Source organism: Pseudonocardia sp. ICBG1142 (assembly GCF_020496255.1).
Taxonomy (GTDB): Bacteria; Actinomycetota; Actinomycetes; order Mycobacteriales; family Pseudonocardiaceae; genus Pseudonocardia.
Genome location: NZ_JAHLJC010000030.1, coordinates 1,465,028 through 1,478,162 on the forward strand (window position 1 = coordinate 1,465,028; position 13,135 = coordinate 1,478,162).

Below are 13,135 nucleotides of genomic sequence, written 5' to 3' on the forward strand. Positions count from 1 at the left end.
GTGAACTACACGCTGTAGAACCCGCCGCGCGGCACCCCGAGCAGGGCTTCTACCCTGGGATGCGATGGACGCGACGACGACGCTGGCGATCTCGGGGCCGCTGCTGCTCGCAGTGCTGGTCTCGGTCGCCGCGGGCCTGGTGAGCTTCGCCTCGCCCTGCGTCGTCCCGCTGGTCCCGGGCTACCTCGCCTACCTCGCCGGGCTCGTCGGTGCGCAGTCCCCGCCGGTCACCTCGGCCGAGGCGGGCGACCGCGCCGCCGCCCGCCGGGGCGGGACCGCGACCGTACCGCGGGACGGCGGTCAGGACGGCGCCGTGGCCGCCGCCGTCGCACCGGCCCGGGACGACGGCCGCTGGCGGGTCGCCGGGGCCGCGCTGCTGTTCGTCGGCGGGTTCACCGTCGTGTTCGGCGCGATCATGGTCGGCGTCGTGTGGTTGTCCGACGTCCTCATCGACAACGAGGCGCTGCTGCAGCGCATCGGCGGCGTCGTGATGATCGTGATGGGGCTGGCGTTCGCCGGGGCCATCCCCGCGCTGCAGCGCGAGTACCGCTCGCACTGGACGCCGCGGGTCGGCCTCGCGGGCGCCCCGCTGCTGGGCGCGGTCTTCGGCCTGGGCTGGGTGCCCTGCATCGGACCGACGCTGGCCGGGGTCGTCGCCGTCGCCGCGGGCACCGGGGGCGGCTCGGTGCGCGGGATCGTGCTGATCCTGGCCTACTGCGCCGGGCTCGGGATCCCGTTCGTGCTGATCGCGCTGGGCGCGACCCGGGCGGTGCGCGCGCTGGGCTGGCTGCGCCGTCACACCCGGGCGGTGCAGATCGCCGGGGGAGCGCTGCTGGTCGCGGTCGGGGCGCTGCTGGTGTCCGGTCTGTGGTCCCAGTGGCTGGTCGCGCTGCAGGTCTCGATCGCCGGATTCACCCCGCCGATCTGATGAGCTCCCCGCCGCAGGCCCCACCGCAGCCGTCCGTGTCGACACCGGACGGCGGACCGCCGCCGTCGCAGCGGCCCGGGCCGCTGGTCCGCGCGCTGGCGTTCCTGCGCAACACCTGGCGCGGGCTGACCAGCATGCGCACCGCGCTGGTGCTCCTGTTCCTGCTCGCGCTGGCGGCGATGCCGGGGGCCCTGCTGCCGCAGCGCTCGCTGAACGCGTTCCTCGTGGACGACTTCTACCGCGACAACCCGACCATCGCGCCGGTGATCGACGCGGTCGGTGGGTTCGAGGTGTTCGCGAGCCCGTGGTTCGCCGCCATCTACCTGCTGCTGATGATCTCGCTGGTCGGCTGCGTGTTCCCGCGCACCGGCGAGTACCTGCGCTCGGTCCGCCAGCCCCCGGTGATGACCCCGCGCAACCTGGCGCGGCTGCCGCACCACGCCGAGGGCGACACCACCGCCGGCGTCGACGACGAGCTGGCCAGGGCCCGGCGGCTGCTGCGTGGCTGGCGCACCGTGGAGCGCACCGAGGACGACGGCTCCCGCACGATCTCGGCGGAGAAGGGGTTCCTGCGCGAGACCGGCAACCTCGTGTTCCACCTCAGCCTGATCGGCATCCTGCTCGGCCTGGCCGGCGGGAAGATGTACGGCTACGAGGGCGACGTCATCGTGCGCGCCGACGGCAGCGAGTTCTGCAACAGCTCGATCCTCGGCTACGACAGCTTCCGCGCCGGGCTGCGCGTCGACGGCACCGACCTCAACGACTTCTGCGTGAAGGTCGACCGGTTCGACGGCACCTGGCTGCCGAACGGCCAGCCGTCGACCTTCGGTGCCTCGGTCGGGTACCAGACCGGGCAGGACGTCCGTGACGGCGTCAGCACCTGGCGTCCCGACGAGATCGCGGTCAACCACCCGCTGCGCACCGACGGCGACCGCGTCTACCTGACCGGATACGGCTACGCCCCGGAGTTCACGGTGACCTGGCCGGACGGGCAGAGCCGCACCGGCGAGGTCCAGTGGCGTCCGGTCGACCAGTCCGGCACCCAGCTGTCGGAGGGGGCGACGAAGTTCGAGCGCCCCGGCATCACCGACCCGGAGCAGCGGCGCACCACGCAGCTCGCCGTCACCGGGACGTTCGCGCCGACCGGCGCGGTCGACCCCGAGGGCAGGCTGGTGTCGGTGCACCCGGACCTGCGGTCGCCGACCGCCGACGTCGATGTGCTCCTCGGCGACCTCGGCATCGACGACGGCCGCGGCCAGTCGATCTTCAGCGTCGACCAGAGCAAGATCGACGACGGCGAGCTGCGCTCCGTCGCCACCGCGCGGCTCGGGATCGGCGACACCACCCGGCTGCCGGACGGCACGGTCGTCCGGTTCGACGGCGTCACCCCGTGGGTGAACCTGCAGGTGGGCCACGACCCCGGCCAGTCCTGGGTGCTGGCCGCGGCGGTGCTGATGGTCGGCGGCCTCGCGCTGTCGCTGTCGGTCACGCGTCGCCGGTTCTGGGTGCGGGTGACCACGCGCGACGGTGGGGGCGCGCGCATCACCCTCGGTGGTCTGGCCCGGACCGACCGGGCAGGCTACGGCGAGGAGTTCGACCGGCTCGCGACCGAGCTGCTCGACCCGACGGACAAGAAGGACGGTTAACCGGAGATGCTCGTCGACCCGATCACCGCGATGTGGAGCGACTGCCTGTTCCAGGCGACGCTCGTCGTGCTGCTGCTGGCGCTGGTGTTCGCGTCGCTGGAGTACGCGGCCCGCCGTGTCGCCAGGGCCTCCGCCCGGCAGTCGGAGCCCGCCCCGGTCGGGGCGGGGTCCACGGCGGTCGCCGCGCCCGAGGAACCCCCGTCCGACGACGGCCGCCGCTCCCGCGCCGACCGCTACGGCCGGATCGGCATCTCGCTGATGGTGCTGGCGTTCCTGACCCACCTCGGGTCGATCGTGCTGCGCGGCTTCGCCGCCTACCGGTGGCCGCTGGGCAACATGTACGAGTTCACCTCGGCGCTGTGCCTGATGGCCGTCGGGGCGTGGCTGGTGCTCGTGCGCCGGCACCCGGGGCTGCGGCCGGCCGGGGTGTTCGTGCTGACGCCGGTCGTGCTGCTGATGTTCGTCACCGGCACCGTGCTCTACCTCGACGCGGCGCCGGTCGTCCCGGCCCTGCAGTCGTACTGGATCATCATCCACGTCACGACGATCACGCTGGCCTCCGGTCTGCTGCTCGTCCCCGGTGTGGCGAGCCTGCTGTTCCTGGTCAAGCGGAACGGGAAGCCGGCGTCGTGGGCCGCGAAGCTGCCGTCGGCGGAGTCGCTCGACCGGCTGGCGTACCGCGTGACGGTGCTCGCGTTCCCGCTCTACACCTTCGGGATCATCACCGGCGCGGTGTGGGCCGAGGCGGCCTGGGGCCGGTTCTGGGGCTGGGACCCGAAGGAGACCGTCGCCTTCGTCGCCTGGGTGCTCTACGCCGCCTACCTGCACGCCCGGGCCACCGCGGGGTGGAAGAACTCCGGCGCCGCGGCGTGGATCAACACGGCGGGCTTCGCCACGATCGTGTTCAACCTGTTCTTCATCAACATGGTGGTCGCCGGGTTGCACTCGTACGCGGGGGTGTGAGGCGCCTCGACCACCGGGTTCCGCCCGGCTACCGTCGTTTCCCGTGAGTGAGAACGGTTCCGGCGAGCAGCCCGACGGGTCGGTGGGCCGCTACGTGCGGGAGCGCTGGGCCACGACGGAGTCCCCCGGCCGGTCGTTCGGACGGCGCAGGCGGACCGGCGGTGACGACGCTGCGGAGCCGGCCGCCGAGCCCGGTGACACGCCGCCGCGGACCCCGACGGCCGCCGAGCGCGCCGCGTCGGCGCCCGCCCCGGGCCGCGCGGCCATCGGCACGCAGACCCCGCCGGCGGGCTCGGCGTGGGGCAGCGAGCTGCCCGAGATCGACGACGACCTGGTCGACGAGATCGACCCGTCCACCCCGCCGCACGGGATGGACCTGTCCGCCCTGCGCGAGACCCCGCGCCCGACCACCCCCGCCGGCACCGCGGCGGCCGCGGACGCCGAGGAGGAGGAGCCCGCCCAGGCCTCCGCGGGCGACCCCCGGCACCGGCGCGACGACGCCTCCCCGGACCCGGGCGTGCACGACCACGGCCCCGACGACACCGGCCTCTACCGGGCCGGGGGCACCGACTCCGAGCCGTGGTGGGCGGTGCCCGCCTCCGCGGTGCCCGACGACGACCCCGACGCGGACCTCATCTGGCGTGCCGACCGGTCCGGGGGGCGCACGGCCGCCGGCGCCGGCGACCGCGCCACGACGTCCGGGGACGACTCCCCGGCGGCCGCGCCCGACTCCCCGGTCCGCTCCTCGGCGGCCGACCCGGACTCCCCGGACCGCTCCTCGGCTGCTGCAGCCGACTCCCGGGACCGCTCCTCGGTCGCTGCATACGACTCCTCGGACCGCTCCGCGCCCGCCGGGTACGACGGACCGGTCGTGCCCGCCGCCGTGGCGCACCCGGATCCCACGGGTCGGTCCCACCCTGGTGCGGCGGGTCCGGCGCCCACGGATCTCGCGGGTCCGGGGCCCGCGGACCCCGCGGAGAGCGGTGGCCGCGCGGCGCGGGGCGGGTATCAGCCGTACGCCGAGCCGGCCGCACCCGGACGTGGTGCCGCGGCTCCCACCGAGGGGACACGGGAGCCCGCCGGAGCCGCCCCGACGCCCCCCGCCCGGCCCGGGACCCCACGGACGGATCGTTCCCGTGACGACCGGTCCCGCGACGACCGCCGCCCCCGTCAGACGGACCGTCCCTGGCGCGCGGCGTGGGACGACGAGTCCGCGGAGACCGGACCCCAGCGCACCCTGACCCCGCCGCGCGGCCGCCCGCAGACGGGGGTGAAGCGGCCCCGCTGGACGGCCCCCGAGGCGATCGAGGCCCGGGCCGCGCAGCACCGCCGCAGCGACGAGCCGCACGGCGGGCTGGACCTCGCGCCGTCGCGCATGGGGCACGGTGGCGCGGGGCGTCCGCCGACGAGCGGATGGCGGCGCTGGGTCTACGTGCTCACCGGCGGCCTGGTGAACCCGGGGGAGAGCCCCGCGGAGCTGCACCGGCGCGACTTCGTGGCCCGCGCGAACCGCCCGCTGATCAGCTCGCACAAGATCGCGATGCTGAGCCTCAAGGGCGGGGTCGGGAAGACGACGGTCACCGCGACCCTCGGGGCGACGTTCGCGTCGCACCGCGGCGACCGGGTGGTGGCCGTCGACGCCAACCCCGACCGCGGGACGCTGAGCCAGAAGATCCCGTTGGAGACCACCGCGACCGTCCGCCACCTGCTGCGCGACGCCGACCGGGTCCGCCGCTACAGCGACGTCCGGGCCTACACCTCACAGGGTGTGTCCCGGCTCGAGGTGCTCGCCAGCGAGCAGGACCCGGCGGTGTCGGAGGCGTTCAGCGAGGACGACTACCGGCGCGCGGTCGACCTGCTGGAGCACTTCTACAACCTCGTCCTGACCGACTGCGGCACCGGCCTGATGCACTCCGCGATGTACGGCGTGCTGGGGATGGCCGACCAGATCGTCGTCGTGTCGTCGGGCTCGATCGACGGGGCCCGCAGCGCCTCGGCGACCCTGGACTGGCTCGACGCGCACGGCTACGGGGCGCTGGTGCGCAACGCCGTCGTCGTCATCAACACCGTCTACCGGCGGGGGACCGGTGGCGGGGTGGACCTCGACCGCGTCGCCGAGCACTTCTCCGGACGGTGCCGGGCCGTGGTCAAGGTGCCGTTCGACCCGCACCTGGAGGAGGGCGCGGAGATCGACCTGGACCGCCTGGAGGAGGCGACCCGCACGGCGTTGCTGGAGCTGGCGGCGGCCGTCGCCGACGGCTTCCCGGTCTGATCCCGGGCCACGGACGGGCCTGGCGACGCCCGATATGTGAGCGGAGACACCGAAGGGCGGTCCGCCCGGTCGGGGGGACCGCCCTTCGGTAAAGGCGTCTTGGTGGAGGTGCCGGCCGTGCGAACCCGCTCAGGGACGCTCGGGCGGGTCCTCCTGGTTGCGGACCTTCTCGTCGAGTTCACGCAGGAAGTCGGGGTCGTCGTCGGGGCCGGTCGCCCGTGGCTTCTCGGGCCGCTGGCCCGATGACCAGGGGAACTCCGCTCGCGGGATGCGGTCGGAGACCACCTGTTCGGACCGCAGGGTCCGCACGAGCAGCACCGCGACCACGGCCGCGCCGACGAGAAGGATCAGGAAGAACAACATCAGGCCACCTCCGCTGTCCAGCCTAGCGAAGGTGGCCTGACGTACGGGTGAAGTCGAGACCCTCACCCCATGTGCGTGGTCCGGATCAGCGCAGGCCGCTGTTCGCCTCGCTGGTGAGGTCGGCCAGCAGGCCACGGACCTCGGACTCGCGGAACCGGCGGTGTCCGCCCGGCGTACGGATCGAGCCGATCCGCCCGGCCGACGCCCAGCGGGTCACGGTCTTGGGGTCGACGCGGAAGAGCGTGGCCACCTCACCCGGGGTGAGAAGTCGCTCGGGTGCCTGAGTCGGAGCTGCCATGGGGATCCTCCCGAAGTGCACGTGGAGTATGTGTCACGGTGCTCGCCGGAGGCATCCGGCCGGGTACCGCTCTCTCTTTCCGGGCCATCGTGACACCACAGACCCCGGGTACTCGAACGGTGTTGTGTGGGTAAAGGGTTCTTAAAGGGCAAAGCCGGTGAACGAGTCGAACCGGACAGCCGGGGGCATCCGGGGAGGGACCGCCACCCGGTGGGGTGGCGGCGATCCGGACGTCCGTGCCGAGCCCGGGCGGAACCGGGCAGCCGCGGCCCGGCCGGTCCGGCCCGTACCCTGGTGGCCATGACGTCTCCGACCCCGCCGCAGGCCGCGGCGCGGGAGCGTGCCGGTGAGCCCGGGCTGGCCACCACGGTGGCGCTCTACACGCTCGCGCGGCTCGGTCTGCTCGCCGTGATGACGGTCGTCCTCGCGCTGATCGGTGTGCCGTGGCTCGTCGCGCTGCTCGTGGCGCTCGTCGTGGCACTGCCGCTGTCGATGGTGCTGTTCCGCGGGCTGCGGGAGCGGCTGGACCGGGCGATCGCCGCGTCGACGGCCCGCCGGTCGTCCGAGCGGGCGTCGCTGCGTGCCCAGCTGCGCGGCGACGTCGGCCCGCCGCCGACCCCTGTCACACCCGCCGAGCCGGCCTCCCCGTCGGCCGACACGTCCCCGTCGGCGACCGGAGCACCGTCCACCGCGTCTCCGTCCGGCGCGTCTCCGTCGGGCGCTTCCCCGTCTGCCGCGTCGCAGTCGATCGCTGACGGCGCTGACGGCGCTGACGGCGCTGACGGCGCTGAGGCGTCCGCCGGGTCCGACCCGGCCCCGTCGGCGGCCGACGGCCCGGCCCGCTGACGGTCGGACGCCCCGGCCCGCCGGCCGGTCGCGCTCCGACGTGTGGGCCCGCGGGCCCCTTCCCGGGACGGATCGCCCCGGTACGGCCGACCGCCGTACTCCGACGTGCGGATGGCGCGCCTCGGTCCGGGGACGGATCGATCCGCCGGCGGTGTCGGGACCGGTCTCAGCCGAACGCGAGCCCGACCGCCACGGCCACGCCCCAGGCCAGCAGGAGCAGGCCGGTGTCCTTGAGGACGGGGATGAGCGCGGGGCCCTGTGCCCCGCCGAGCACGATCCGCACCGGCCGCACGGCCGCGGGCAGTGCGAGGAGCGCCAGCAGCACGCCGGGCCGGTCGAAGGCGGCACCGACCGCGACGACGAACGGCACCAGCACCAGCGCGAGGTAGAGCAGCCGGGTGCCGCGGTCCCCGAGCCGCACCGCGAGGGTGCGCTTGCCGACGACCCGGTCGCCCGGGATGTCCCGCAGGTTGTTCGCGACGAGCACGGCGCAGGTCAGCAGCCCGGCACCGACCGCGGCCCCGACGGCGGCGGCGTCGACGCGCCCGGCCTGGGTCACCATGGTTCCCAGCACCGCGACCGGGCCGAAGAACACGACCACCGCGACCTCGCCGAGCCCGGCGTAGCCGTAGGGCCGCGATCCGCCGGTGTAGTACCAGGCCCCGACGATGCACAGGGCCCCGACGAGCAGCAGCCACCACTGGCCCGAGACCGCCGTGAGCACCAGCCCGGCGACGGCCGCGATCCCGAAGCAGGCGAACGCCGCGGTCTTCACGATGGCCGGTTCGGCGGCCCGGGAGCCGACCAGGCGCTGGGGGCCGACGCGCTCGTCGTCGGTGCCGCGGATGCCGTCGGAGTAGTCGTTGGCGAAGTTCACCCCGATCACCAGCGCGACCGCCACCAGGAGGGCGAGCAGTGCGGAGCCGGGAGCGACGGCGCCCGCGCCGAGCGCGGCGCCGGTCCCGACGAGGACGGGGGAGATCGCGGTGGGAAGGGTGCGCGGCCGCGCACCCTCGACCCACTCTGCCGTGGTGGCCACCCCGGAAACCTATCCCGCCGCAGGGCCGTCCCGCCGGAACCGTCCCACCTCACAGCCACACCCCTGGGCCGGTCGCCACACCCGCTGCAACGGGTGTGAGGACCGGCCCAGGGGTGTGGCTGCGGACCCGGGAGGTCAGGGGGTGCCGGAGGGTGCGCGTTGGGCCGAGCCGGGCATCACGCGGGCGGCCTGGCTGGCGCCGTCGGGGACGTCGCTCGTGGGTGCTGGCGTGGGGGTGGATCCGCCGGCGGCCGGAGCCCCGGTGCCCGGCCGGTCCGCCCCGGAGGGTGACGGTGCGGGGGCGGCCGGAGCGACGCCTGCCGGGGCGGAGGGGGTGGCCGGAGCCGGTGAGCCGGCCGCCCCGGCGGACCCGCCGGGTGCCGGAGAGATCGCGGACCCGCCGGGTCCCGGAGAGGTCGCGGACCCGCCGGGCGCGGGGGAAGCCGCGGGCCCGGCGGGCGCCGCCGGAGCAGCGGAGCCGGCGGCCGCCTGAGCAGCGGTGCCGCCGGACGCGGCGGGAGCAGTGGAACCACCGGACGCGGCGGGCGCAGCAGACCCACCAGGCGCAGCGGAGGCGCCGGGCGCGGACGGCGCAGCGGGCGTGGGCCCGGCGGCAGAGGCGTCGGACGGAGTGGGCGCGGCGGGCGCGGCCGGGGCGTCGCAGGCCGGGACGTCGCCCGGCAGCCCGGCGAACGCCGTCGTCGGGAGGTACTGGCCGTCGCCGATCCGGACGAACGCGCCCGAGGTGCACTGCACCGGCACCTCGGTGGCGTCGACGGCGATCCCGACCGACTCCGCGCCGGCCTCGGGACGGGCGAGGATCTGCACGTCCGGGGCACCCTCGGTGCGGATCGCGGACAGCCGCTGCGACCCGGTCCACAGGTAGTCGACCTGGACCTGCGAGTTGTCCTTCAGTCCCAGGACGTCCCAGAAGATGCCGTCGCCCAGGTCGATGCCCGCCGGGTTGGCGACCTTGCGGCCGAACTGGTCCTTGCCGCCGTTGTGCCCGTTGCGCGCGGCCGCGGCCTGCGGCACGCCCTGGGGCAGGTCCTTCCACATCTGGCGCTGGTTCGACGGGTTCCAGTAGTCGTCCTTGGTGTTCCACGGACCGATGTCCCACACCGGGGCGATCGCGCAGCGGCCGTTGGGGGCGCAGACCTTCACCGAGTAGTCGGTCTTGCCGTTGGCCGAGAGCGCCCGACGCGACGGCAGCGCGACGAAGCGGTCCCGGTTGACGATCTTGTGGCCGTTCGCGGTGGTGCCGCCGACGAGCCCCTCGCGGGTCGCGAACACCGAGTAGCTGCGCGGAGCGGCCTCGGTGAGCGGCTCGCCCTCGGCGCCTGCGCTCGGCGTCGCGGTGAGGGTGACCTCCCGGACGGTCGGACCGGCCGACCCGGTGGCGGTGAGGACCAGGCGTCCCTGCACCTCGGTGACGGCCTCCGGCAGCTCGGTGCGGGAGCCCTCGGCGGGGATCCACTCGGTCCAGCCACCGCCTGCCCGCTTGCCCCGGACGTCGACCGACGCCGTCGAACCGGGAGGGGTGTCCGCGACCAGCCGGGAGTCGACCTCGCGGGTCGGGGTGTCCAGGGTGCGCGGAGCGAGGGTCAGCAGCCCGGTCGGGACGACCTCGGCCGGGTCCGCGGAGGACTCCGTGTCCCCCTCGTCCGCCGGGGCCCCGAAGGCCGTCGAACGGTCGAACCGGGCCCCGTCGGACGAGACGACGACACCGTTGCCGGTGCCCTCGCTCAGCTCCGGCTGCCACGTCGTGCCCGGCTCGCCGGCCATCGCCGGGACCGTGGCGGCGGCACAGAGCGCGCCGGTCGCGGCGAGCAGACCGATGGCCCGCAGCCCGGCCCGCGTGATGCTGCGCATGGACAACCCCCGCTGATAGCTGTGACTCGTGTGACGACGGGGAACCCTGTGATGGGTGTGGGTTCTGAGTCGCCAGTGGTCGTAGCACACTCGATTTCAGGGGCGCGCGCAACGCACTCTGTGTGAACCAACTCCAAGGTGTGTACGCGGATCGGGTGGTGGAGACCGTGACGCAACGGTGCGATCCCACTGCTGAACGTGACCGACAACTCCGCTGGGTGAGCGGTCAGGCGGAGCGTGCCCTCGTCAGGAGCTCCGCGACGGCGGTGCGGTCGGGCTTGCCGATCCCGCGCTCGGGCACGGTGTCGGCCCGCAGCAGCAACCGCGGCACGGCGGCCCGACCGCAGGCCGCGCGGACCGCGGCGCACAGAGCGTGATCGTCCGGGGCGGCCGCGGCGGGCACCACGAGCGCGGCCACGATCTGACCCCACTCGTCGTCGGGAAGGCCGACGACACACGCCGCGCGGACGCCGTCGACCGCCAGGAGAGCCCGTTCCACCGCGGCCGGCGCGACCTTCTCGCCCCCGGTGTTGACGACGTCGTCGGCCCGGCCCAGGACGGTCAGCGTCCCGTCCGGCGCGAGGGTGCCGAGGTCCCCCGTCCGGAACCGGCGGACGCCCCCGTCGGACACGAAGGCCTCCGCGGTCGCCTCCGGTGCCCCCAGGTACCCGCCGGCGACGACCGGCCCGCCCAGCACCACCCGACCGTCGGCCGGGTCGAGGGTGACCTCGACGCCGTCGAGCGGGACGCCGTCGTAGACGCAGCCGCCGCAGGTCTCGCTCATCCCGTAGGTGGTGACCACCCGCACCCCCGCGGCGAGCGCGCGCTCGCGCAGCCGCGGGTCCAGCGCCGCCCCGCCGACGAGCACGGCGTCGTACCCGGCCAGGGCGTACAGCGGGGCGGCGCGGTGGTCGAGGACCCGTGCCAGCTGGGTCGGGACGAGGCTGGTGTAGCGACGGGTGCCGTGCGCCATCCGCCCGGTCGCACGGGCCAGGCCGTCGGGCCGGAAGCCGTCGCGGACGTCCTGGACCACACAGGCCGTGTCCGCGAGCAGGGCCCGCAGCACCACCTGGACCCCGGCGACGTGCTCGGCGGGCAGCGTGAGCAGCCACGACCCCGGGCCGCCGAGACGGGCGTGCGTCGCCGCGGCGGAGGCCCGCAGCGCGTCCGCGGTGAGCGCGACGTACTTGGGCTCCCCGGTCGATCCCGACGTGGCGACGACGGCGACCAGCCCGTCGGGCAGCTCCCCGGCGGCTGCCGCCCGCGCCACCGGCCCCGGCAGCGCGGCGGTCTGCCCGGTGTCGGCCTGCCCTGCGCCGGGCTGCCTGGTGTCGGCCTGGCCTGTGCCGGGCCGGTTCGGGTCGGCCTGCCCGGCGCCCGCGTCCGGACCGGGCCCGGATCGCACGGGCAGCACCGCGGGCCCCGCGCCGTCGAGGGCGGCCCGCAGCGCGGCGGCCAGCCGGATCACCGACTCCGCGGAGCCGTCCACCGGAAGTGCACGCACAGTCATGCTGTCAACCCTGTCTGCCGTGACGCACGCAACCGGAAGCAGCGTCCGAACGGCCTCTTTCATCAGATTCGGGGAACGGTGTAGGGCACGTGCAACGCGGACGGCCTCCCGCCCGACTCAGGGGGTGAGAGCGGCGGCGCACCCGCCCGCCGGTCACGGGTTCGAAGGAGCTCACCATGCCGTACACCGCCTCCGCCGACGCGTCCCCGACCGGGAGCCCGCGCTCGCTGCGCTGCCGTCGGCCCGCCGGCTCCGGGCACCGTGCGGACGCCGGTGAACTCGCGGCACTGGCCTTCGAGCTGCCGTCCGGCCCGGTCGGCGCTCCGGCCCCGGTGCCGACCCCCGCCCCGGCCCCGGTGCCGGTCCGGGTCCCGGTGCCGCAGCGCCCGGCGGTCGCGGTCCCGCAGCAGAGCGGCCCGCGGGGCGCCGCGGCGCGGCCGGTCCCCGTGCCCCGGCCGCGCCCGACCGCGGAGTGAGGACCTAGTAGTGCCAGGGGAAGGGCGACCAGTCCGGGTCGCGCTTCTCCAGGAACGAGTCCCGGCCCTCCACCGCCTCGTCGGTCATGTAGGCCAGCCGGGTCGCCTCGCCGGCGAAGAGCTGCTGGCCGACCAGGCCGTCGTCGGCGAGGTTGAACGCGTACTTCAGCATCCGTTGGGCCTGCGGCGACTTGCCGTTGATCTCCCGGGCCCACTGCAGGGCCTCGGTCTCCAGCTCGGCGTGGTCGACCACGGCGTTGACCGCGCCCATGTGGTGCATCTGCTCGGCGCTGTAGGTCCGGCCGAGGAAGAAGATCTCCCGGGCGAACTTCTGGCCGACCTGGCGGGCGAGGTAGGCCGAGCCGTAGCCGCCGTCGAAGGAGCCGACGTCGGCGTCGGTCTGCTTGAAGCGGGCGTGCTCGCGGGAGGCGATCGTGAGGTCGGCGACGGCGTGCAGCGAGTGCCCGCCCCCGGCGGCCCAGCCGTTGACCACGGCGATGACGACCTTGGGCATGAAGCGGATCAGCCGCTGGCACTCCAGGATGTGCAGCCGCCCCGCCCGACCCTGCTCGACGGTGTCCGCGGTGTCCCCGGAGGCGTACTGGTAGCCGGTGCGGCCACGGATGCGCTGGTCGCCGCCGGAGCAGAAGGCGCGCTTGCCGTCCTTGGGGGAGGGGCCGTTGCCGGTCAGCAGGACCGCGCCGACGTCGGAGCTGGTCCGGGCGTGCTCCAGGGCGCGGTACAGCTCGTCGACGGTGCCCGGCCGGAAGGCGTTGAGGACCTCGGGGCGGTCGAACGCGATCCGGACCGCGCCGGTGTCGCGGGCGCGGTGGTAGGTGATGTCGCGGAAGTCGAACCCGTCGACCGGTGTCCACGCGTCCGGATCGAAGGTCTCGGAGACGGTCATGGCCGCACTGTAAGG

12 protein-coding genes are annotated in these 13,135 nt (G+C 75.1%); 6 read left to right on the forward strand and 6 right to left on the reverse strand.

What is annotated here, in order from left to right; translation table 11 throughout:
- The first annotated feature begins 64 nt into the window (after window positions 1–64).
- The 4 genes from KPL59_RS21220 (at window position 65) to KPL59_RS37080 (ending at window position 5,809) form a co-directional block, all read left to right on the forward strand.
- Window positions 65–928, forward strand: coding sequence for a cytochrome c biogenesis CcdA family protein (locus tag KPL59_RS21220; protein ID WP_226361777.1), 864 nt, complete (start codon window positions 65–67; stop codon window positions 926–928).
- The gene (locus KPL59_RS21225) at window positions 928–2,574 is read left to right on the forward strand and encodes a cytochrome c biogenesis protein ResB (RefSeq protein WP_226359131.1); all 1,647 of its coding nucleotides are present in this window, start codon (window positions 928–930) and stop codon (window positions 2,572–2,574) included. The genes KPL59_RS21220 and KPL59_RS21225 overlap by 1 nt, the downstream gene beginning before the upstream one ends.
- A gap of 6 nt (window positions 2,575–2,580) precedes the next feature.
- A complete protein-coding gene (gene ccsB / locus KPL59_RS21230) occupies window positions 2,581–3,537 on the forward strand; it encodes a c-type cytochrome biogenesis protein CcsB (RefSeq protein WP_226361778.1) in 957 nt (318 codons plus the stop codon).
- A gap of 883 nt (window positions 3,538–4,420) precedes the next feature.
- Window positions 4,421–5,809 (forward strand): MinD/ParA family protein, encoded by a 1,389-nt coding sequence (locus KPL59_RS37080; protein ID WP_226362123.1) that lies wholly within the window; start codon window positions 4,421–4,423, stop codon window positions 5,807–5,809.
- 129 nt (window positions 5,810–5,938) lie between these two features.
- Here KPL59_RS37080 and KPL59_RS21240 read toward each other — a convergent pair whose 3' ends face one another.
- Window positions 5,939–6,172 carry a hypothetical protein gene (locus KPL59_RS21240; RefSeq protein ID WP_020622554.1) on the reverse strand — a complete coding sequence of 78 codons (234 nt, stop codon included), beginning with the start codon at window positions 6,170–6,172 and terminating at the stop codon, window positions 5,939–5,941.
- 85 nt (window positions 6,173–6,257) lie between these two features.
- Entirely contained in the window at window positions 6,258–6,470 is a 213-nt protein-coding gene (locus tag KPL59_RS21245; RefSeq protein ID WP_043276768.1) for a BldC family transcriptional regulator, read from the reverse strand.
- A 300-nt stretch (window positions 6,471–6,770) separates the two neighbouring features.
- On the opposite strand from KPL59_RS21245, the gene KPL59_RS21250 reads away from it, so the two are divergent.
- Window positions 6,771–7,316 carry a DUF4229 domain-containing protein gene (locus tag KPL59_RS21250; protein ID WP_226361779.1) on the forward strand — a complete coding sequence of 182 codons (546 nt, stop codon included), beginning with the start codon at window positions 6,771–6,773 and terminating at the stop codon, window positions 7,314–7,316.
- A 166-nt stretch (window positions 7,317–7,482) separates the two neighbouring features.
- On the opposite strand, the gene KPL59_RS21255 is transcribed toward KPL59_RS21250, so the two are convergent.
- The 3 genes from KPL59_RS21255 to menE form a co-directional block, all read right to left on the reverse strand.
- Window positions 7,483–8,355: a 1,4-dihydroxy-2-naphthoate polyprenyltransferase gene (locus tag KPL59_RS21255; RefSeq protein WP_226359128.1), complete on the reverse strand. Its 873-nt coding sequence runs from the start codon at window positions 8,353–8,355 to the stop codon at window positions 7,483–7,485.
- 135 nt (window positions 8,356–8,490) lie between these two features.
- On the reverse strand, window positions 8,491–10,227 hold the full coding sequence (locus KPL59_RS21260; RefSeq protein WP_226361780.1) for a hypothetical protein: 1,737 nt from the start codon (window positions 10,225–10,227) through the stop codon (window positions 8,491–8,493).
- A gap of 226 nt (window positions 10,228–10,453) precedes the next feature.
- Window positions 10,454–11,737, reverse strand: a complete 1,284-nt coding sequence (gene menE / locus KPL59_RS21265; RefSeq protein ID WP_226361781.1) for an o-succinylbenzoate--CoA ligase — start codon at window positions 11,735–11,737, stop codon at window positions 10,454–10,456.
- A gap of 176 nt (window positions 11,738–11,913) precedes the next feature.
- On the opposite strand from menE, the gene KPL59_RS21270 reads away from it, so the two are divergent.
- The gene (locus tag KPL59_RS21270) at window positions 11,914–12,213 is read left to right on the forward strand and encodes a hypothetical protein (protein WP_226359125.1); all 300 of its coding nucleotides are present in this window, start codon (window positions 11,914–11,916) and stop codon (window positions 12,211–12,213) included.
- A gap of 4 nt (window positions 12,214–12,217) precedes the next feature.
- Here the strand turns inward: KPL59_RS21270 and KPL59_RS21275 are convergent, their stop codons facing one another.
- The gene (locus KPL59_RS21275; protein WP_226361782.1) at window positions 12,218–13,120 is read right to left on the reverse strand and encodes a 1,4-dihydroxy-2-naphthoyl-CoA synthase; all 903 of its coding nucleotides are present in this window, start codon (window positions 13,118–13,120) and stop codon (window positions 12,218–12,220) included.
- Window positions 13,121–13,135 lie beyond the last annotated feature (15 nt).

Bases quoted from the DNA above. Each gene is read 5' to 3' on its own strand.
- KPL59_RS21220 (WP_226361777.1), top strand. From the start codon at position 65: ATGGACGCGACGACGACGCTGGCGATCTCGGGGCCGCTGCTGCTCGCA.
- KPL59_RS21225 (WP_226359131.1), top strand. From the start codon at position 928: ATGAGCTCCCCGCCGCAGGCCCCACCGCAGCCGTCCGTGTCGACACCG.
- ccsB (WP_226361778.1), top strand. From the start codon at position 2,581: ATGCTCGTCGACCCGATCACCGCGATGTGGAGCGACTGCCTGTTCCAG.
- KPL59_RS21240 (WP_020622554.1), bottom strand. From the start codon at position 6,172: ATGTTGTTCTTCCTGATCCTTCTCGTCGGCGCGGCCGTGGTCGCGGTG.
- KPL59_RS21245 (WP_043276768.1), bottom strand. From the start codon at position 6,470: ATGGCAGCTCCGACTCAGGCACCCGAGCGACTTCTCACCCCGGGTGAG.
- KPL59_RS21250 (WP_226361779.1), top strand. From the start codon at position 6,771: ATGACGTCTCCGACCCCGCCGCAGGCCGCGGCGCGGGAGCGTGCCGGT.
- KPL59_RS21260 (WP_226361780.1), bottom strand. From the start codon at position 10,227: ATGCGCAGCATCACGCGGGCCGGGCTGCGGGCCATCGGTCTGCTCGCC.
- menE (WP_226361781.1), bottom strand. From the start codon at position 11,737: ATGACTGTGCGTGCACTTCCGGTGGACGGCTCCGCGGAGTCGGTGATC.
- KPL59_RS21270 (WP_226359125.1), top strand. From the start codon at position 11,914: ATGCCGTACACCGCCTCCGCCGACGCGTCCCCGACCGGGAGCCCGCGC.
- KPL59_RS21275 (WP_226361782.1), bottom strand. From the start codon at position 13,120: ATGACCGTCTCCGAGACCTTCGATCCGGACGCGTGGACACCGGTCGAC.